Raw genomic sequence first — 15,690 nt, forward strand, 5'->3', positions numbered from 1 at the left:
TGCGGTTTACGGCGCAACAAGTGACCGATACACGCGTGCAAGGCACGCACGTGATGTTCGGGGCGGCGCCCGCGCCTCGGCGCGAGACGGTCGGGCGGCGCGAGTAGCGTTGAACCCGTGAACACCGGCCCGGGCGTTGTGGACCCACTGAGCGCCAAGCTCAGCAGCGCCGTGGGCGACCGCAGTGCGAACTCGCTGAAGAAGGCGTTCGGGATGCTCACCGTCGGTGATCTGCTCACCCACTATCCGCGGCGCTACGCCCGGCGCGGCGAGCTCACGGCGCTGAGCGAATTGCGCGTCGACGAGTCGGTGACGATCGTCGCCGAGGTCATCGAGGTGGTCGAGCGGTCGATGCGGCAGCGCAGGGGCAGCATTCTCGAGGTGCGCATCACCGATGGCAAGGGCATTCTCGTGCTCACGTTCTTCAACCAGGCCTGGCGCAAGAACGACCTCACCCCGGGCAAGCGGGGCATCTTCGCGGGCAAAGTGGGCGAGTACCGCGGCACTCGGCAGCTCGCGCACCCCGACTACGAGCTGTTCGACGAGGGCGACGAGCGCGACTCGGGGCCCGAGGCGAAGAAGTGGGCGATGCAGCCGATTCCGATCTACCCGGCGACGTCGACCGTCGCGAGTTGGCAGATCGCGAAAGCGCTCGAGGTGGTCGTCACCTCGTTGCCGCCCCTCGACGACCCGGTGCCTGCCGAGGTGCGCGCCGAGCAGCAGCTCATCGACCTGCGGCAGGCCTACCAGTGGGTGCACCGGCCCGACGACGACAGCCAGTGGCGGCGAGCGCGCGACACGCTGCGGTTTCACGAGGCCTTCGTGCTGCAGGCCGCACTGCTGCAGCAGCGGGCGGCGTTGCGGGCGCAGCCTGCGACTCCTCGCACGCCCGGCCTCGAGCTCGCGGGCTTCGATGCCGAGCTGCCCTTCACCCTCACCGACGATCAGGTGCTCGTCGGCGACGAGGTCGCGCGCGACCTGGCGGCACCAGTGCCGATGAACCGACTCGTGCAGGGCGAGGTGGGTTCGGGCAAGACCCTCGTGGCGGTGCGCGCGATGCTGACCGTGGCCGAGAGCGGCGGGCAGAGCGCCCTGCTCGCTCCGACCGAGGTGCTCGCGGCGCAGCACCTGCGCTCGATCGTGCACACTCTCGGCCCGGATCGCGCGGCGCGACTGCGGCCGGTACTGCTCACTGGGCAACTGCCGACGGCCGAGCGGCGCAAGGCGCTGCTGGCGATCGCGAGCGGAGCATCCCGCATCGTCATCGGCACCCACGCCCTCTTGGGTGACCAGGTGCAGTTCGCCGACCTCGGCCTCGTGGTGGTCGATGAGCAGCACCGCTTCGGGGTCGAGCAGCGCGAGAGCCTGCGGCGCAAAGGCGCCCGACCGCCGCACGTGCTCGTGCTCACGGCCACGCCGATTCCGCGCACGGTCGCCATGACGGTGTTCGGCGACCTCGACATCTCGACGATCGCGATGCTGCCGGCGGGTCGCACGCCCATCGTCAGCCACGTCGTGCCGCTCGCCGATAAGCCGGGGTGGTGGAATCGTGTCTGGCAGCGCCTCGGCGAAGAGCTCGAGCTGGGCCGACAGGGCTTCGTCGTGGTGCCCGCGATCGACCCAGCGACACGTGAAGACGACCCTGATGCGCTGGCCGACGATCCGAGCGATGGATCTGCCGACGACGTGGATGCGGTGGCTCGCCCACCCGCGACGGTCACCGAGCTGACGCCCCTGCTGCGATCGCACCCAGCGCTCGCCGAGCGCCGAGTCGAGCCGTTGCACGGCCGCATGTCGACCGACGAGAAAGACGCCACGATGCAGGCCTTCGCGCGCGGCGAGATCGACGTGCTCGTCGCCACGACCGTCATCGAGGTCGGGGTCGATGTGCCGAACGCGTCGACAATGGTCGTCGTCGACGCCGACCGGTTCGGCGTGAGCCAGTTGCACCAGCTGCGCGGCCGCGTGGGGCGCGGCGGGGTTCCTGGGCTGTGCCTGTTCGTGACCGCCGCGCTGCCCGAGACGCTCGCTCGCCAGCGCGTCGAAGCGGTGGCGAGCACGCTCGACGGCTTCGAGCTCGCGCAGATCGACCTCGAGCTGCGGCGCGAGGGCGACGTGCTCGGCGCGACCCAGAGCGGCGGGCGGTCAAGCCTCAAGCTGTTGCGCGTGGCGACCGACGGCGACCTCATCGGCACCGCTCGCGAAGCCGCGGCCGGGGTGCTCGAGGGCGACCCGACGCTCGGCGAGCATCCCGCGCTGAGGTCAGCGCTCGATCGCCGCCTCGATGACGCGGCTCGAGAGTTTCTCGCCAAGAGCTGACCGCACCCTCGATTTCGCGCGCGCCCGTGCCCGGGAGAGGATAAGGGCGTGAGGGTGATTTCGTACAACCTGCGCAAGCACGCCGCGCGCAACGAGCTCGAGCAGCTCGTCGAGACCTACACTCCCAACCTGCTCTGCCTGCAAGAGGTCGACACCGCAGATCTGCCGCGCGAGCTCGGCCCGCTGCACCTTGCCGACTCGACGAGGCTGAACCGCCTCGGCCTGGCGATCTTCTACAACCGCGAGCGGTTCGACGCCCTCAGCACGAAGGCTTTCGCGTTGAAGCGCTCGCTGCACGACATCATCGCGAAGCCCGCGCACGAACGCCTGCTGGGCACGCACCTCATCGATCGTGATCACGACCGCGAACTGGTCGTGGGCTGCTTCCACGCCGCCCCGCTCACGGCGCTGAACTCGTTGCGGCGCACCCAGATTCGAGCAGCTCACGAAGCGCTCGACAGCTTCGGGCCCACCCTGCCGACCCTCATGGTGGGCGACTTCAACTACCCGATCTTCAAAGATCACTTGTCGACGAGTGTGCAAGAGACCGGGCATGAGGTGACCCTGAGCGACTCGCGCACCTACACCCGCTACAAGTTCTTTCGCGGCCACTTCGACTTCGCCACCTCGATCGGTCTCACGATCATCAAAGTCACGACGCTTCCGCAGGGGCAGTCAGACCATCTGCCGATCTTGGTGACCGCGAACTATGCAGACTCCGTCATCGAGCCGGTGGAAACACCGCTGCAATGAGCGCTCGGTAGGCTGAGGGGCATGAGCAGGATCGCCGTTGTTCCTGGGTCGTTCGACCCCGTCACCCTGGGCCACCTCGATGTCATCGAGCGCGCGTCGGCCATCTTCGATGAGGTGCACGTGGTGGTGGTGCACAACCCTGCGAAAGAGGCGATGCTGCCGATCGCGCGGCGCGTGTCGCTCATCGAGCAGGCTGTGGCCGATCGTGCTCTGCCGACCAGCATCCTGGTGACGAGTTGGAGCGTGGGCCTGCTCGTCGACTACTGCACCGATGTGGGGGCGAGCGTGCTCGTGAAGGGGGTTCGCAGCCAAGTCGATGTCGCCTACGAGACTCCGATGGCCATCGTGAACCGCAACCTCGCGAACGTCGAGACCATCTTCATGCTGCCCGACCCTGCGCACGCTCATGTGTCGAGCTCGCTCGTGCGGCAGGTGTCGGCGCTCGGCGGCGACGTCGCCCCGTATGTGCCGCGAGCGGTGGCCGAATACCTCGACACGGTCGACCGCGACTGACGGCGACGCGCCGCGTCGTCAGAAGCTGCTGAGCGCTTTGCCGATGAGCAGCACGCCGATGAGCAGCAGTATCGCCCCGACCATGGCCGAGTTGTGCTGCACCAGCCACGCGCGCAGTCGCGCGAGCGAGGCGCTGACCCGGTCGAGCGCGACGAGCGAGACGATGACGGGCACCAGTATCGGTATCGACGCGATCACGACGACCATGGCGAGCACGGCGCCCGCTTCGGCAGCAGTGAGTGCTTCGGCTTCGAGACTGATGCCGAGGCCGATGCAGAGCAACAGGTTCTTGGGCTTGATGCCGCCGAAGATGGCGCCCAGCGTGAAGGCCGACGCCGTCGTGATCGTCTCGACCTTCGAGATCCACCCCGGCAGCTCGAGCTCGTCATCGCTCGTGGGTCGTGCGCGCCACTGCCGCAGTGCGAGCGCGACGGCGACGACACCGAGCCCCAGCAGCAGGAAGGGGGCAGAGATCGACACGTCGTCGTCGCTGTGGGGCAGCACCGACGCGAGTAGGTAGGCGAGCGATGTGACGACCGTGATGGCGATCGCGAATCCGAGCAGGAAGGCGACGCTGGCTGCTCGCGGTCGGCTCGACAGCAGCATGAGCACGACGGAGGCGATGGCGAGCGGGCTCAGCGCCAGTGCGACCGCGAGCGGAAGGGCGTTGCCGAGGGCGTCGAGCATGGTGACTCCTTGGTGTGGCTGCGCGGTTGCACCGCGCACCTGCGCGACCACCTCACAGTGAACACCAGCCCAGTCACGGGCGCCAGTGGCTAGGTTGGTCACACTCGGCCGCGCGGCGACGCCGTTGAGATAGCGGATTCTGGATACAGTATGCAAGAATGGCGACCATGACTCTTCCCTTGACTCTCGGATACAAGGCCTCGGCCGAGCAGTTCGACCCGCGCGAGCTGGTCGAGATCGCGGTGGCGGCTGAAGCGCACGGCATGCAGAGCGTCGCCGTGAGCGACCACTTTCAACCCTGGCGGCACACCGGCGGGCACGCTCCGTTCTCGCTGACGTGGATGTCGGCGGTCGGCGAGCGCACCTCGAGCATCCGGATCGGCACGTCGGTGATGACGCCGACCTTCCGTTACAACCCCGCTGTGCTGGCCCAGGCCTTCGCGAGCATGGGCGTCATGTACCCCGGCCGCATCTTCTTGGGGGTGGGCACGGGAGAAGCGCTCAACGAGATCGCCACCGGGTTCGCGGGCGCGGGCGAGCAGGAATGGCCCGAGTTCAAAGAGCGCTTCGGGCGGTTGCGCGAGGCGATCGAGCTGATGCGTCAACTGTGGTCAGAAGACCGTGTGAACTACCGCGGGCAGTACTACTCGACGCACGACGCGTCGATCTACGACCGGCCCGACGTGCCGGTGCCGGTGTACGTGGCAGCGGGCGGGCCCTTCGTGGCGAAGTTCGCCGGAAAGGTCGGCGACGGGTTCATCTGCACCTCGGGCAAGGGCGTCGAGCTCTACACCGAGAAGCTGATTCCGGCCGTCATGGAGGGCATCGAGCAGGCTGGCAAGTCGGCAGACGACGTCGACCGCATGATCGAGATCAAGCTCTCGTACGACACCGACTACGACGTGGCGCTCGACAACACTCGCTTCTGGTCGCCCCTGTCTCTCTCGGCCGAGCAGAAGCACGACATCACCGACCCGGTCGAGATGGAACGCGCGGCAGATGCGCTGCCGATCGAGCAGATCGCCAAGCGGTGGATCGTCGGCAACGACCCAGACGCGGTCGTCGCCGAGGTCGCCAAGTACGTCGACTACGGCATGAACCACCTGGTGTTCCATGCTCCCGGGCAAGACCAGCGGCGCTTCCTCGAGCTGTTCGAGCGCGACCTTGCCCCCCGATTGCGGGGGCTCGCGTAACACAAGCGCAACCTGCGCGGAACGAGGCACGAACACTGCCGCCCTAGCGTCAGTGTCATGAGCGAGCCAGCACCTGTGCCACCCCTGCCGTCGGGGTGGACGGGAGCTGCGATGGCGATTCATGCCGCACGACGCATGCCGAGCGCCATGCTCGTGAGCCTGCAGCCCGAGGGCCTCGAGCCGATGCTCATCGACCTGCGCGGCTATGTGTATCGCTGGAGCCTGCCCCTGGATGATCTGCCGCTGTCGCCGAGCTCGGTGGCCATCGGCACGACGGCGCTCGAAGAGGCTGCTCCTGCGTTCGCCGGAGCCGATTACTCATACGTGCGACCGGCCTTCGCCGGGCGCCCTCTCGAAGAGCTGCTGTGGCTCATCGGCACCCGTGCCTTCGACGGCGGTCGCGCGTCGTGGCTTCGCGCTGGCGACCGATACCGACTGTATCGCTGGCCCGAGTTCGAGAAGCTGTCGATCACCGCCGAGCAGCAGCACATCGTGAAGGTGAGTGCCCGGGGGTTCATGGTCGTCGAGAAGCTGGCGGCGAAGGCCAAGGTCGAGGTCGATGCCGCGCAACGTGTCATCAATGCCCTCAGCCTGATGGGCCTGCTGCGCCGTCATCCCGCATCGAATGCGGCTCCAGATGCGCCGCCGCCTCCGCCGCCGGGGTCGTTCGCGGTCGAATGAGGGTGGCGCTGGTAAACTGGAAGACTGTCGTGCGCCGGTCACCTCGCGCACGCGCTCTACCGGGGGATGCCACACCATGTCGAAGCACCGTCACGTCAGGCGAGGGTCGAGCTATCGGCGGCATGTCTGGTCGAGCACCCGTACGGTGTTCGTCTCGATCATCTCGAGCCTCGTGGTCTTGGCCAGCATGGGCTTCTCGACCCCGACTCGCGATGAGCTCTTCGCGGCCTACATCGATGAGAACGCTCAGTCTCTCGAGGTGCAGATCTCGGCGGTGGATGCTCTGCCGATCGCCGAGCGCCATGACTTCAGTGCCACGCCGGGCTATGAGACGTTCATCGCCGGTGGCACGAATCATGACTGGGCGAAGCTCGTGCTGCTCATGGGCGAGTTTCCGCTCACCGACAGCAATGTGATCGTCGTGACGCGGTGGATGCGTCAAGAGAACTACGTCGACCGGTGGTGGACCCGCAACAACCCCCTCAACAACGGCTGGGGCTCGGGCGGAGGTGGGGGCACGGGCCGCTACGCGACGCTCGTCGATGCCGCCGAGAACGCAGCCGAGGCGCTGCACGCTCTGCCGCGGTATCGCGAGATCGTGCGCACGCTCAACGAGTCGGCGCCCACGAGCGAGGTCGAGCGGGCGATCTGGTTCTCGGGCTGGGCAACGGGCATGTACAACAACGGTGCGCACTGGTCGTACGCCGATGTGCCGGTGGTCACGGCACCGCCGAGCGCCTGGGGCCGATAGCTCCCAGGCGCCCAGCTGAGCACCCCATCCACGATCACTACCGTGGGGGCAGCAGCTGCAGCATGAGTCGCTGCATCTGGCGCTCGCGTTGCTCGGTCGTGAGCTCGCGCTCGACGCGTCGCGCCAGCCGGTCTCGCGAGTCGAGCTCGCGCGGGCGACGGCTCCACGCGACGAGTGCCACGCCCAGTCGCAGGGCGAGCCGGTCGACGAGGCCGACGCGCTGCCGTTGCCACGAAGCATCGCTCGTCGAACTCGGCGGGTGCTGGTGTTCGGTGCGACCCACAGGGGTCGCCAGGGTGGTGTTCATCAAGAGATTCCTCACTGCAGTCGAGCGCGTGAGTGCGCACTCGCACGGGTGACCGCGCTGGTGGCGCGGCCTGCGGTCGCGGCGTGCCTGCGTGGGCGCGTCGCGGGATGGCTCTGCTGTGTGCGACCTGGTGGGGTGCGGGCGTCAGAGCCGTGGCGGATTCGAGCTGGGTCGAATCGGGCTTCGAGAGCGTCGCCACCGGATGAACGGGCGGCGTCAGAGTCGCTGCGGCCCGATCAGGCGGTGAGGTCGCCGACGAAGCCGGCGGTGAAGGGGGCGATCCCCTGGGTGATGATCAACATTCCGCGGCCTCCTTTCGTCGTATGGCGCTCGCAGAATCTAGCGCCTTTTCCGTGCCGCGCGCAACGACCTCATCCGTGGCGCGTCGCGACCGTTGCCAGTTCGTTACATGACCGGCGGTGAGGCCGGATCAATGAATACCCCAGGGGGTATGCGCTAGAGTGGTGCAGACGATGTCGAAGGGAGCCATGATGTGCCAGAAGATCACCTGCCGCAAGTGCGGCAAAGCCAGTTGGACGGGGTGCGGCCAGCACGTCAATCAGGTCATGAGAGGAGTCGCGCAGCGTGACCGGTGCCAGGGTCACGAGAACGAGCCGGGCTTCTTCGCCCGTCTGTTCTCGCGCGCATAGGGCGCCTTTTCTTCACCGTCGCGCCCCGATCTCCTACAGTGCATCTGTGCTGGTCGCGCACGGCGCGGGTCACGTGAGAGGAAGAGCGATGTCATTTCAGGCGTATCTCGATGCGATCGAGGCGAAGACGGGCAAGACGCCACGGGCGATTCTCGACGAAGCGGTAGCGAAGGGTTTCGACGATGCGAGTGTCAAGGCCGGCGTGATTCTGCAGTGGCTCGCTGACGAGTACCAGCTCGGCCGAGGTCACGGCATGGCGATGGTGCACGTGATCAAGAAGGGCACCACGATCGACGCGAAGCACGTCGGTTCGACCGGAACTCACCGCGACGCCAGCGATACTCTCTGGATCGATGGGGTCGCGACGAAGCCCGAGTAGCAGGCGTCGCACCTCGCGCCTACGCTGACACCGTGGTCGCGAACTCTGAGAAGCCCATCCTGCTCTTCGAGAGCGTGGCGTCATGGGAGCAGTGGCTCGACGCCAACGTCGATCACGTGGGCGTTCGTCTGAAGATGCGCAAGAAGCGATCGACCGCACCGGGCATCACCTATGGCGAAGCACTCGAGTCGGCGCTGTGCTTCGGCTGGATCGACGGCCAGATCTACCGGCTCGATGACGACTACTCGTTGCAGGTCTTCACCCCGCGGCGACCCCGGTCGGTCTGGTCGCAGCGCAACGTGGGGTTCATCGAAGAACTCACCGCGGCGGGGCGGATGAGACCGACGGGGCTGGCGCAGGTCGAGCGTGCGAAGGCCGACGGTCGGTGGGATGCCGCCTATCGGCAGAAGGGCATGGTGACGCCCGACGACCTGCAGGCCGCTCTCGACGCGTCGCCGGCCGCCAGCGCAACCTACGCGGCTCTCAGCGCTCAAGTGCGTTTCGGCATCGTGTTTCGCCTCAATGGCGTCGTTCGCGCCGAAACCCGCGCGCGCAAGCTCGACGCGTTCGTCGAGATGCTCGCCCGCGGCGAGTCGCCCCTCTGACGCACGTCACGACGACCCGACAGAATGGGCGCATGACCGCACCCGCCATCGGCTACGCCACTGCGCTCGAGCAGCTCGAGCCCCGCGAAGCGGTGCGGCTCGCCACTCTCGCCGAGCACCACGGGTTCAGTGGCGTGATCGCGGCAGACGCAGCGCAGCCGTTCACACCCACGCAAGGGCAGGCGGGCTTCGTGTGGAACATCGTGTCGGCTCTCGGCGCGCACACGACTGGCGAGCTGGGTGTGGGAGCCTTGGCACCCACCTACCGTTGGCACCCGGCCCTTGTCGCTCAAGCGTCGGCGACGCTCGAGAGCCTGTACCCCGGCCGGCACTGGCTGGGCCTCGGCAGCGGTGAGGCGATCAGCGAGCACGTCGTCGGCAGCTACTGGCCAGAGCCCGCCGAGCGCATCAACCGCATGTTCGAAGCAGTCACCATCGTGAAGAAGCTGTTCTCATCGGCGATGAGCGGCCGCGATGTCAAGCATGAGGGCACGTGGTATCGACTCGAGTCGAGTCGCGTGTGGTCGAGCCTCGCTGCGCCGCCGCCGATACTCATCGCCACGGCCGGCCCGGTGACGGCGAAGCGCGCGGGGCAGGTCGCCGACGGCCTGCTGATCGACTCGGTGCCGTTCGACAAGATGAGCGCGCTGCTGCACCGGTTCGCCGAGGGTGCACGAGAGTCGGGTCGCGACCGTGAGCATGCGGTGCGGCATGCGGTGCGCATCCACCTCTCTTGGGCGCCCACCGATGCTGCCGCGATGGCGAACGCGCTCGCTGAGTGGCCGCAAGCGGGCATGCGGTTCGCCAAGAGCGACATTCGCTCGCCCTACGATCTCGAGCAGATCGCCAAGCTCGTGCGCGCCGAAGACTTCGACGAACGGATGCTCATCTCGAGCGATCTCGATGCGCACCGGGCGAACATCCAGCGATACCTCGACCTCGGGTTCTCACGCCTCTACCTGCACAACGTCGGTCGCAATCACGATGAGTTCGTGCAGGTCTTCGGCCGCGAGGTGCTGCCGCGCCTCGTGGCGTGAGGGGCGAGCGCTCGGCGCACCGGCCGGTGAGAGAGAATGGGAGCATGCCGAACCCGCTTCCTCCGATCTCGATCTTCGGCATCGACGGCCTGCCCGAGATCGCCGTCGGGGACGACCTCGCGGCGATCATCACTGCTGCAGCGCACGACGCGGTGCAGCCCGGCGACATTCTCGCTGTCACGAGCAAGATCGTCAGCAAGGCAGAGGGGCGCATGCTGCAGGCGGCCGATCGAGAGCAGGCGATCACCGATGAGTCGGTGCGCGTCGTGGCCACGCGCGAGCACCCCGGCGGCGTGACGCGCATCGTCGAGAATCGACTCGGGCTCGTCATGGCCGCCGCCGGTGTCGACGCGAGCAACACCCTCGATGGCACCGTGCTGCTGCTGCCTCTCGACCCGGATGCGAGTGCTGCGGCGATTCGTGCGGCGGTGGGTGCGGCGGTCGGCGGCGAGGTGGGCGTGGTCATCACCGATACCGCAGGGCGGCCGTGGCGCGAAGGGCAGACCGACATCGTCATCGGCTCGAGCGGGGTGCGCCTGCTCGACGATCTGCGCGGTCAGCACGACGCCGCCGGAAAGCTGCTCGAAGTCACCGCTCCGGCCGTCGGCGACGAGATCGCCGCAGCCGCCGACCTCGTGAAGGGCAAGAGCAGCGGTGTTCCGGTCGCCGTCATTCGAGGGCTCGACCGCTTTCTCGACGAGCAGGCGCCCGGCGCGCGATCACTCGTCAGGCCAGCGCACGATGATCTCTTCTCGCTCGGCACCGCTGAAGCGCACCAGCGCGGCTACGACGAGGGCTACGAGCAGGGCTACCGCTCGGCCGTCGCTGAGAGCGTGCGCGACTGAGCCTCGACCGGTTGAGCGTCGACCGGTGCAGGGCCCTCGCCCCGCGGGGCGTAGAAGATGGCGCGGTGCCCCGATGCCGGATCGACGACGATGCTGGCTGCGACCCCGTACACGGTGCTGATGAGGTCGGCGGTGAGCGTCTGCGCTGTCGGCCCTGATGCGATGCGGATGCCCCGCGACAGCACGAGAACGGCATCGCTGAACTGCAGCGCGAGGGTGAGATCGTGCAGCGCCACCACGATGGTCGTGCCGTTGTCGGCGAGCTCGCGCAGCAGCGACATGACGGCCAGTTGCGCCGCGATATCGAGATGGTTCGAGGGCTCGTCGACCAGCAGCAGTCTCGGCTGCTGCGCGATGGCCATGCCGACCGCCACGCGCTGGCGTTCACCGCCCGAGAGCGAGGCGAGAGGTCGATCGGCGAATGCCCGCATGCCGACTGCGCGCAGGGCGTCGTCGACGGCGTCAGGGTTGTCGTCGTCACCCCACGTGCTCCTGTGCGGCGTGCGGCCCAACTCGACCGCTTCTCGCACCGAGAGATCGACCTCGGTCTCGGTCGACTGCTGCACGAGCGCGACCCGTCGAGCGCGCTCGCGACGAGTGAGGGCGTCGAGGTCATCACCGCCGAGGCGCACGACGCCGGTTCCCTGCAGTCGTGCGATCGCAGCGAGCAGCGTCGACTTGCCCGCACCGTTCGGTCCGACGACGGCGGTGATCGATCCCGCGACTCCCGTCACATCGATGCCGTCGATGAGCAGCGTTCCGTTCGCGCTGACCGTCATGCCGAGACCCTGCAGCGTGTTCATGGTCGACCTTTCGACTGTGCCCGGCGGCTCAGCAGCAGCGCGAAGATCGGCGCGCCGACGAGGGCTGTGATGACGCCGACCGGCAGTTCGCGCGGCTCGAACACCGTGCGGGCGAGCGTGTCGGCGAGCACGAGAAACGTCGCGCCCCACAGGGCGACGAGGGGTAGCACGACTCGATGCCCCGCGCCCGCGACGAGGCGCACCATGTGCGGCAGCACGAGCCCCACGAAGCCGATCGAGCCGCTCACCGCGACCATCGCTCCCGTGAGCAGCGCCGTCGCGACGAGCAAGGCGAGTCGGGTGCGGTCGACATTCACGCCGAGCATGGCGGCAGAACGGTCTCCGAAGGCGAAGGCGTCGAGCAGGCGCCCGCTGCCGAGCAGCAGCCCCCCGATCACGATCACTGCTCCGCCCGCGATCGAGACGCTGTGCCAGGTGGCTGCGCCGAGCGTGCCGAGCAGCCAGCCCAGAATCTCTCGGTACGAGTCTCCGGTGGCGCTCCAGAAGATGACGAAGCTCGTCAGCGAGCCGAACAGGGCCGAGACGGCCACCCCCGCCAGCACGGTGCGTGCCGGCGTCACGACGCCGCCACGCCGCGCGATCATCAGCGTGGCGACGAGGGCGACCAGGGCTCCGATGAAGGCGGCGAGCGGCAGCACGAGGGCGAAACCGAGCACGATCACCGCGACGGCGCCCAGAGACGCACCCGCGCTGAGTCCGAGCAGATAGGGGTCTGCCAGTGGGTTGCGCGTGACCGCCTGCATGACGGCGCCGCACAGCGCGAGCCCTGCGCCCACTGCGGCGGCGGTGAGCACCCTCGGCACTCTGAGATCCCAGACGATGCTCGATCGCAGAGCGCTCTCGGCATTCGCACCCAGCACGCGGTCGACCAGGATGGTCGCGAGCTCGCCGACACCGATGTCGGCGGGGCCGACGACGATGCCGAGCACGATCGAGGCGAGCAGCGCGGCTGCGCCGGCGATCGCCATCACTGTCGTCGAGCGTCTGCGCGCTCGTGGGCGAGCCACTGCCGGTGGAGCGGGGTTCAGCTGGGGTCGAGCCGGGCGGGGCGCGAGCATCCGAATCACCGCACCGTGATCGTCGAGAGTTGCACGGCGAGGTCGGCGGCCGCCCACGCGGTGCGTGCTCCCGCCTCGGTCGAGGCGAAGGGGATCACGAGGTAGCGCTGGTTCTGCACGGCCGCGAGCTGAGCGGTCGCCGGGTTGCTCTCGAGTCGTGCGATCTTCTCGACTGCGCTGTTCCAGCTCGCGTCGACGAGCACGATGACATCGGGGTCGGCGTCGACGATGGCCTCCCAGCTCATCGAGGTCCAGGTGTCGCTGACAGCGGCAGCGATGTTGGTGAGGCCCACCAGGTCGAGAATGAGCTGCGGTGTGCCGATTCCCGCTCCGACGTAGGGAGTCTCGCTGCCGGAGGAGTACCAGAGTGCCGTGAGGGCGCGCGAGTCGACGTCGATCGAGTCGAGCGTCTGCCGTTGCTCGGCGATGAACGGTTCGGGGTCGGCGGCGAAGATGCTCGCAACCTCGCGAATCTGGCGCTCGAGCTCGGCGACGGTCATGCGTTCGGGTTGATGCAGCTCTCCTTTGCAGGCGCTCGCAGCGACGTAGGTGTCGATGCCGAGCGCGGCGTACGCCGACCGTTCGCCTGCGCTGTCGGCGCTGAACACCGACTCCCACCCCGCGAAGACGAGGTCGGGTTCGAGAGCCAGCACCGCTTCGCGCCCCGGAGCCGACTCAGACAGCAGCGGAATCTCGTTCGTCGGCTGCCACTGCTCGGCGATCGGGCCGTCGGGAAAGGCGTGGGCGATGATGCGATCACCCAGACCGAGAGCGAGCAGCAGCTCGGTCGTGGACGACTTGACGGTGATGACCCTTTGGGGCGGTGAGTCGATGCGCACTTCGGTGCCGCAGTTGTCGATCACGACGCCGAGGTCGCGTGCAGTTTGATCGTCTGCCGCTGGAGCGCCGGTGGCACCGGAGGTGCACCCGGCGAGTGCGAGTGCAGAGGCGACAACGATGGCAGTCAGGCTGAGTGGAGTGCGCATGAGGCTCCCGGGTGTGAGTGGGCGTGGTCGGTGAGCAGCCGAGAGAACATCGGCGACCGGGGGCCTCACAGTGGGCGCTCCTGCGTCAGCCAGCATCAGGCAGACGGTCTTGGATACAGTATACACAATGCGAGACTGCGGTTTGAGCGACTTTCGGGATACCGTATTCGTTGCGCAGAGTGCACGATCGTGAACGCTCCTGACGAAGGGAACCCCATGGCAGCGGAGAAGACCTCCGTACCCTCAGAGTCGAGCTCGACGACTCCAGAAGGGCTGCCCGGCTTGCAGGGGCTCGCGAGCCGAGCCGCGATCGGGTATCGATCGGTCGGCTCGATGGTCTACGACGTGCTGCGCGAAGCGATCTTGACCGGCATGTTCTCACCGGGGGAGAAGCTGCGGCAAGAAACGCTTGCCGAGGCGATCGGAGTGTCTCGCGTTCCTGTGCGGTCGGCGCTCATTCAACTCGAAGCTGACGGGCTGATCGAGATGCAAGACCGCAAGGGCGCCGTGGTGCGCTCGCTCTCGCCCGAGCAGGTGGCCGAGATCTACGAATTGCGCATTCTGCTCGAGCAGCACGCGCTCGTGAAGTCGATGGCCACTATGGATGCTGAGCGGATCGCGCGACTCGAGATGCTCGCCGACACGTCTGACACCGAGCACGAGGGCGCTGACTTCGTGCGCGCTCGCGAAGAGTTCTACGCAGTGCTCTACGACAGCCAGAACAACCCTGTGCTGTGGGAGATGATCGAAGACCTGAGACTCAAGGTCGGCCGCTACATGCTGGGCTGGCGCATCGCCGACGAGCACGATCACTCGCACCGTGAGCTCGTCGACATCGTCATCACGGGTGACGTCGAGGCGGCGCTCGACGCCCTGCGGCACCACCTCGGCCACGTGCGCGACGGCGTGCTCACGATGATCGACCGCGAGCGCGCGCACCGCGTGCGCACCTGAGCCGACTCCGAGGCGCCTGTCTTCTCACCCTTCGGCGAGTGCCGGGAGGGTCGAGGAGCACTCTTTTTACCGGGTACTGGATTCTGGATACAGAATGCGGCATACTCTCCTCAGGCCGACTGAACGGCCGCCCCCGATGACGAGGAGTAGCCGTGGCAGAGGTGAGTGTGGGCTTCGCCGCGATGAGCGAGCGCTTCCACCCCACTGAGCTGATCGAGCTGTGCGCGAAGGCCGAGGCGGTCGGCTTCTCGGGCGTCATGGCGGCAGACCACTTTCAGCCCTGGGTGCCCGCGCAGGGCCATGCCCCCTACATCTGGAGTCTGCTCACCGCTATCGCCTCGCGCACGACCGGCAATCTCGGCCCCGGCGTCGTCTGCCCGTCGTTCCGCACGCACCCGGCGGTCGTCGCGCAGGCGAGTGCCACCGTCGCCGCGATGTTTCCCGGGCGGCACTGGCTGGGGCTCGGTTCGGGGGAGGCACTCAACGAGCACATCGTGGGCGGCTACTGGCCAGAGGCCTCAGACCGGCTCGAACGGCTGTGGCAAGCGATCGAGATCATCAAGAAGCTGTTCTCAGGCAAAGAGGTCAAGCACAAGAGCGAGAGCTTCACGCTCGAGAAGACTCGGCTCTGGACCCTCGACGAGCGGCCCCCGATCTACGTCTCTGCGGCCGGACCGTTGACCGCGAAGCGCGCAGGGCGCGAGGTCGACGGCATCATCACCCCTGGCGCGCCTGTCGAGAAGGTCGCGCAGCTCTACGCGCGCGCCGATGAAGGCGCTCGTGAGGCAGGCAAGCCCGAGCCCGAGAAGATTCTGCAGCTGCATCTCTCGTGGGCAGACGACTACGACGAAGCGCTGCGCAGCGCGCTCGTCGAATGGCCCAACGGCGGCATGAAGTTTCCGAAGAACGACATTCGCAGCCCCTACGACTTCGAGCAGCTGGCCAAGCTCGTCAGGCCAGAAGACTTCGCCGAGCGGATGCTCATCTCGAGTGACCCCGATGAGCACCGTGCGCGCATCCAGTCATACCTCGACGCGGGCGCGACGCGCGTCTACCTGCACAACGTCGGGCGCAACCAGAGCCAATGGCTCGACGTCTTCGCTCGCGAGGTCGTACCCCGCTTGCACCGCTGACCACCGCTGACCACC

Annotated in this window: 17 protein-coding genes; 12 read left to right on the forward strand and 5 right to left on the reverse strand. The window is 67.6% G+C overall.

Annotation, left to right across the window (positions count from 1 at the left end; all coding sequences use genetic code 11):
• Positions 1-117: 117 nt before the first annotated feature.
• Genes KIT89_RS00660 through coaD form a run of 3 tightly spaced genes read left to right on the forward strand, consistent with a single transcriptional unit; the run spans position 118 to position 3,585 of the window.
• On the forward strand, positions 118-2,319 hold the full coding sequence (locus KIT89_RS00660; protein WP_297602533.1) for an ATP-dependent DNA helicase RecG: 2,202 nt from the start codon (positions 118-120) through the stop codon (positions 2,317-2,319).
• A gap of 48 nt (positions 2,320-2,367) precedes the next feature.
• Complete coding sequence (locus KIT89_RS00665; protein ID WP_297602534.1) at positions 2,368-3,072, forward strand: endonuclease/exonuclease/phosphatase family protein; 705 nt, start codon at positions 2,368-2,370, stop codon at positions 3,070-3,072.
• Positions 3,073-3,093: 21 nt separating this feature from the next.
• Positions 3,094-3,585 carry a pantetheine-phosphate adenylyltransferase gene (gene coaD / locus KIT89_RS00670; protein WP_297602535.1) on the forward strand — a complete coding sequence of 164 codons (492 nt, stop codon included), beginning with the start codon at positions 3,094-3,096 and terminating at the stop codon, positions 3,583-3,585.
• 18 nt (positions 3,586-3,603) lie between these two features.
• Here coaD and KIT89_RS00675 read toward each other — a convergent pair whose 3' ends face one another.
• Positions 3,604-4,272 (reverse strand): GAP family protein, encoded by a 669-nt coding sequence (locus KIT89_RS00675; RefSeq protein WP_297602536.1) that lies wholly within the window; start codon positions 4,270-4,272, stop codon positions 3,604-3,606.
• Positions 4,273-4,439: 167 nt separating this feature from the next.
• On the opposite strand from KIT89_RS00675, the gene fgd reads away from it, so the two are divergent.
• The 3 genes from fgd (at position 4,440) to KIT89_RS00690 (ending at position 6,897) form a co-directional block, all read left to right on the forward strand.
• Positions 4,440-5,465 (forward strand): glucose-6-phosphate dehydrogenase (coenzyme-F420), encoded by a 1,026-nt coding sequence (gene fgd / locus KIT89_RS00680; RefSeq protein WP_297602537.1) that lies wholly within the window; start codon positions 4,440-4,442, stop codon positions 5,463-5,465.
• A gap of 57 nt (positions 5,466-5,522) precedes the next feature.
• Positions 5,523-6,146, forward strand: coding sequence for a hypothetical protein (locus KIT89_RS00685; RefSeq protein ID WP_297602538.1), 624 nt, complete (start codon positions 5,523-5,525; stop codon positions 6,144-6,146).
• Between the two features lie 76 nt (positions 6,147-6,222).
• Entirely contained in the window at positions 6,223-6,897 is a 675-nt protein-coding gene (locus KIT89_RS00690) for a hypothetical protein (protein WP_297602539.1), read from the forward strand.
• A gap of 37 nt (positions 6,898-6,934) precedes the next feature.
• Here the strand turns inward: KIT89_RS00690 and KIT89_RS00695 are convergent, their stop codons facing one another.
• Positions 6,935-7,204: a hypothetical protein gene (locus KIT89_RS00695; protein WP_297602540.1), complete on the reverse strand. Its 270-nt coding sequence runs from the start codon at positions 7,202-7,204 to the stop codon at positions 6,935-6,937.
• 738 nt (positions 7,205-7,942) lie between these two features.
• On the opposite strand from KIT89_RS00695, the gene KIT89_RS00700 reads away from it, so the two are divergent.
• From KIT89_RS00700 to KIT89_RS00715, 4 genes are read left to right on the forward strand one after another with little or no spacing between them, the layout of a single operon-like run.
• Positions 7,943-8,233 carry a DUF4287 domain-containing protein gene (locus KIT89_RS00700; protein ID WP_297602541.1) on the forward strand — a complete coding sequence of 97 codons (291 nt, stop codon included), beginning with the start codon at positions 7,943-7,945 and terminating at the stop codon, positions 8,231-8,233.
• A 32-nt stretch (positions 8,234-8,265) separates the two neighbouring features.
• Entirely contained in the window at positions 8,266-8,838 is a 573-nt protein-coding gene (locus tag KIT89_RS00705) for a YdeI family protein (protein WP_297602543.1), read from the forward strand.
• On the forward strand, positions 8,835-9,875 hold the full coding sequence (locus KIT89_RS00710; protein WP_297603864.1) for a TIGR03557 family F420-dependent LLM class oxidoreductase: 1,041 nt from the start codon (positions 8,835-8,837) through the stop codon (positions 9,873-9,875). Before KIT89_RS00705 ends, KIT89_RS00710 begins: the two co-directional genes overlap by 4 nt.
• Before the next feature lie 44 nt (positions 9,876-9,919).
• The gene (locus KIT89_RS00715) at positions 9,920-10,720 is read left to right on the forward strand and encodes a coenzyme F420-0:L-glutamate ligase (protein WP_297602544.1); all 801 of its coding nucleotides are present in this window, start codon (positions 9,920-9,922) and stop codon (positions 10,718-10,720) included.
• Here the strand turns inward: KIT89_RS00715 and KIT89_RS00720 are convergent.
• From KIT89_RS00720 to KIT89_RS00730, 3 genes are all read right to left on the reverse strand, one after another.
• Positions 10,684-11,523 carry an ABC transporter ATP-binding protein gene (locus KIT89_RS00720; RefSeq protein ID WP_297602545.1) on the reverse strand — a complete coding sequence of 280 codons (840 nt, stop codon included), beginning with the start codon at positions 11,521-11,523 and terminating at the stop codon, positions 10,684-10,686. The genes KIT89_RS00715 and KIT89_RS00720 overlap by 37 nt on opposite strands.
• Positions 11,520-12,512 carry a putative F420-0 ABC transporter permease subunit gene (locus KIT89_RS00725; protein ID WP_297603865.1) on the reverse strand — a complete coding sequence of 331 codons (993 nt, stop codon included), beginning with the start codon at positions 12,510-12,512 and terminating at the stop codon, positions 11,520-11,522. Before KIT89_RS00725 ends, KIT89_RS00720 begins: the two co-directional genes overlap by 4 nt.
• A gap of 95 nt (positions 12,513-12,607) precedes the next feature.
• The gene (locus tag KIT89_RS00730) at positions 12,608-13,588 is read right to left on the reverse strand and encodes a putative F420-0 ABC transporter substrate-binding protein (protein WP_297602546.1); all 981 of its coding nucleotides are present in this window, start codon (positions 13,586-13,588) and stop codon (positions 12,608-12,610) included.
• A 216-nt stretch (positions 13,589-13,804) separates the two neighbouring features.
• On the opposite strand from KIT89_RS00730, the gene KIT89_RS00735 reads away from it, so the two are divergent.
• Both KIT89_RS00735 and KIT89_RS00740 read left to right on the forward strand, forming a co-directional pair.
• On the forward strand, positions 13,805-14,542 hold the full coding sequence (locus KIT89_RS00735) for a GntR family transcriptional regulator (protein WP_297602548.1): 738 nt from the start codon (positions 13,805-13,807) through the stop codon (positions 14,540-14,542).
• 152 nt (positions 14,543-14,694) lie between these two features.
• The gene (locus KIT89_RS00740; protein WP_297602549.1) at positions 14,695-15,675 is read left to right on the forward strand and encodes a TIGR03557 family F420-dependent LLM class oxidoreductase; all 981 of its coding nucleotides are present in this window, start codon (positions 14,695-14,697) and stop codon (positions 15,673-15,675) included.
• Positions 15,676-15,690 lie beyond the last annotated feature (15 nt).

It is taken from the genome of Microcella sp. (assembly GCF_025808395.1).
GTDB lineage: Bacteria > Actinomycetota > Actinomycetes > Actinomycetales > Microbacteriaceae > Microcella.

Excerpts from the sequence above, each read along its gene's own strand:
- coaD (WP_297602535.1), top strand. The coding sequence starts at position 3,094 with ATGAGCAGGATCGCCGTTGTTCCTGGGTCGTTCGACCCCGTCACCCTG.
- KIT89_RS00715 (WP_297602544.1), top strand. The coding sequence starts at position 9,920 with ATGCCGAACCCGCTTCCTCCGATCTCGATCTTCGGCATCGACGGCCTG.
- fgd (WP_297602537.1), top strand. The coding sequence starts at position 4,440 with ATGACTCTTCCCTTGACTCTCGGATACAAGGCCTCGGCCGAGCAGTTC.
- KIT89_RS00675 (WP_297602536.1), bottom strand. The coding sequence starts at position 4,272 with ATGCTCGACGCCCTCGGCAACGCCCTTCCGCTCGCGGTCGCACTGGCG.
- KIT89_RS00690 (WP_297602539.1), top strand. The coding sequence starts at position 6,223 with ATGTCGAAGCACCGTCACGTCAGGCGAGGGTCGAGCTATCGGCGGCAT.
- KIT89_RS00695 (WP_297602540.1), bottom strand. The coding sequence starts at position 7,204 with ATGAACACCACCCTGGCGACCCCTGTGGGTCGCACCGAACACCAGCAC.
- KIT89_RS00725 (WP_297603865.1), bottom strand. The coding sequence starts at position 12,512 with ATGGCGATCGCCGGCGCAGCCGCGCTGCTCGCCTCGATCGTGCTCGGC.
- KIT89_RS00730 (WP_297602546.1), bottom strand. The coding sequence starts at position 13,588 with ATGCGCACTCCACTCAGCCTGACTGCCATCGTTGTCGCCTCTGCACTC.
- KIT89_RS00735 (WP_297602548.1), top strand. The coding sequence starts at position 13,805 with ATGGCAGCGGAGAAGACCTCCGTACCCTCAGAGTCGAGCTCGACGACT.
- KIT89_RS00700 (WP_297602541.1), top strand. The coding sequence starts at position 7,943 with ATGTCATTTCAGGCGTATCTCGATGCGATCGAGGCGAAGACGGGCAAG.
- KIT89_RS00685 (WP_297602538.1), top strand. The coding sequence starts at position 5,523 with ATGAGCGAGCCAGCACCTGTGCCACCCCTGCCGTCGGGGTGGACGGGA.
- KIT89_RS00720 (WP_297602545.1), bottom strand. The coding sequence starts at position 11,523 with ATGAACACGCTGCAGGGTCTCGGCATGACGGTCAGCGCGAACGGAACG.